Genomic DNA, 2789 nt, shown 5'->3' on the forward strand with positions numbered 1-2789 from the left:
ACTGCATTTTCTTGTTACTATTTTTATTCCTCTTTATTCTTCCTATTTCTTCCTTGCTTGTACATAAGTATATTTACTTACCGCAAACTTGGGATGCTCCCTTTTTCTAGCTTGAGCGTAAAATAAAATATAGCCCCTTGACTAGTCGGGGTTGCCTGATTGGAGACCCAACCATCGGGCGGACTGCCACCAATATTGCCCAAACTCTCAAACCAAAGTGTTCCTCCCATTAACTCAACTAAGCGCTTGCTAATCACTAAACCTAGTCCTGTCCCTCCATATTTGCGAGTGACAGAAGGATCGCCTTGGCTAAATGGTTGAAACAACAAATCTATGCGATCGCGTTGAATACCAATACCTGAGTCTTGAACCGCAAAGATCAATTGACAATCATTTTGTTGCTCGGCATTGAATTCTTGCTGATGAACAGAAATCTTAACAGCGCCACTTTGTGTAAATTTAATGGCATTGCCTAACAAGTTGAGTAATATTTGACTAATACGGCTACTATCGCCTAGTAATATTTTGGGAATATCAGGATGTATGAAATATTGAAGATTTATGTTTTGATCACTTATCTGCTTTCCTAACATTTCACACACAGATTTAATTACTTCCTCAAGAACTACAATCTGCTTTTCTATATCAATCATTCCTGATTCAATCTTAGAAAAATCAAGAATGTTATTAATCAGTTTTAGAAGAGCATTCCCACTACTATTAATGATTCCTAAGTAATGTCGCTGTTCTGGAGTTAAGTCTGTCGCTGCGAGAAGTTGTACCATTCCCAATACTCCATTCATAGGAGTCCGAATCTCGTGGCTCATACTGGCAAGGAATGCGCTCTTAGCTTTGTTCGATTCCTCAGCAACTTCTCTAGCCTGATCTAATGCTAACTTTTGCTTTTCATGGATACGGAGTTGTTCTTGAGCTTTTTCTAGTTGTTGCTTTTGATTTTCTAATCTATCTACAAGTGCAAGAGTTTTATTGATCGTAATTTCTAGGTCGGTAAAGTCGATGGGCTTAGTTACAAAATCAAAAGCGCCATAATTCATTGCCAAGCGAATATTTTGCATATCTCCATAAGCGGAAATGACTACAGCCTTTGGCGAAGATTCAGACTCGCTCAATTTAGAAATCAAGGACAATCCGTCCATCTCTGGCATTCTAATATCTGTAAGCACCATCGAAATTGCAGTGGATTCCTGAAGGATCTTAAGAGCCTCTACTCCATTTGACGCAAACTGGAATGCAATCTCACCAGAGCGAATTCTTTTTCTAAATCTTTGCTGAAAAAGCCTCTGGACTTCTATCTCATCATCGACTACCAAGATAATATTTACTTTTTTTTGCATAACATTACAGTCTGTTGAGGCTTTGAGTAGTACAAAAATATTGTTGCAATTGTCACAAAGTGCTAATTCCAGAAATATTTCTGGGTTTTAAGTGGGCTAAAAGTGCTGTATAGCTAAGCAAAATTAGTTTAGCGTTATTTAAGTAAAAATAGTTAAATAACTGGGCATAATTTTAAGAAGATAGCTAGATCTGTGATTTAGCTGATCAAGGTGGAATGTTTTGACAAAAGCGCGGAGCAATTCTTTCAAAGCATTATCTGAGTGTCAAGTCATTGCAAAGCGCTGTAAGATTCCTCTAAGGGGGGCGACCTCAATAAAGGGTAAAGGTTTACAAGCTTTAGTTTCGTCATTCGCAAAATTAAAGTCACTATAGTTATGTGTCAAAAAAATCATGATATTATCGTTGAATGTGGGTAATGACGATTATTTGCCCGATATTAATGGCTTTCAGATTGGCGAACAGATATATAAAAGTCATGTCAACATCGTTTGTCGCGCAGTGCGTTTAGGTGATGGGATGCCTGTAGTGCTGAAAATGCCAAGAAGCGATCGCCCGACCCATCAAGATTTGCTAAGGCTGAGAAACCATTACACAATCGCACAAAGACTCAACTCCCAAGGCATCGCTAAACCTATTGGCTTAGAAAACTATGGCAATGGCTATGTATTGGTAATGCCTGATGAGGGATATATCGCTCTTTCAGATTACATCTCAGTTAATCCTCTGGATCTAACCGAAGTTTTAGCGATCGCGAGCCAACTTGCCACAATTTTGGACGATCTCTATAGTCAGTGTGTGATCCACAAAGATATCAACCCCAGCAATATTCTGATTGAACCGATTACGAAACAGATTAAATTAACTGATTTTGGACTAGCGACATTACTGCCCCACCAGACGCAGATCCTAGTTAGTACAAATATCTTAGAAGGTACACTCGCTTATATGGCTCCCTGCCAAACAGGACGGATGAATCGGGGGATCGACTATCGCTGTGACTTTTATGCTCTAGGCGTAACGTTGTTTGAGCTATTGACAGGACAATTGCCATTTCAGTCAGACGATCCCTTGGAAATAGTGCATTGTCATCTTGCTAAGCCCGCACCACTTGTCAGCGAATTGAAACCAGAGATCCCAGAAGCGATCGCCCAAATTGTCTTTAAACTAATGGCAAAGAATGCAGAGGATCGTTACCAGAGCGCATTGGGTTTAAAGCACGATCTCGAAGTCTGCCTACATCAGCTTAACCAAACTGGAAGCATCACAGAGTTTGCAATTGGCACAAAGGATCTCAGCGATCGCTTCACCATCTCCGAAAAACTCTATGGACGAGAAGCCGAAGTAGCGAGTCTCTTAGCCACCTTTGATCGAGTTTCCGAAGGTAATAGCGAACTAATGCTAGTAGCGGGATCATCGGGCATCGGCAAAACCGT

2 protein-coding genes are annotated in these 2789 nt (G+C 40.2%); one reads left to right on the plus strand and one right to left on the minus strand.

Annotated elements, in window-relative coordinates; genetic code table 11:
* Positions 1-77 precede the first annotated feature (77 nt).
* Positions 78-1355, minus strand: a complete 1278-nt coding sequence (locus H6F44_RS22555; RefSeq protein ID WP_190353325.1) for an ATP-binding protein — start codon at positions 1353-1355, stop codon at positions 78-80.
* A gap of 391 nt (positions 1356-1746) precedes the next feature.
* On the opposite strand from H6F44_RS22555, the gene H6F44_RS22560 reads away from it, so the two are divergent.
* A partial coding sequence (locus H6F44_RS22560; RefSeq protein WP_190353326.1) for a serine/threonine protein kinase occupies positions 1747-2789 on the plus strand: 1043 nt, incomplete at its 3' end.

The sequence above is a fragment of the Pseudanabaena cinerea FACHB-1277 genome (genome assembly GCF_014696345.1).
Classification (GTDB): Bacteria; Cyanobacteriota; Cyanobacteriia; order Pseudanabaenales; family Pseudanabaenaceae; genus Pseudanabaena; species Pseudanabaena cinerea.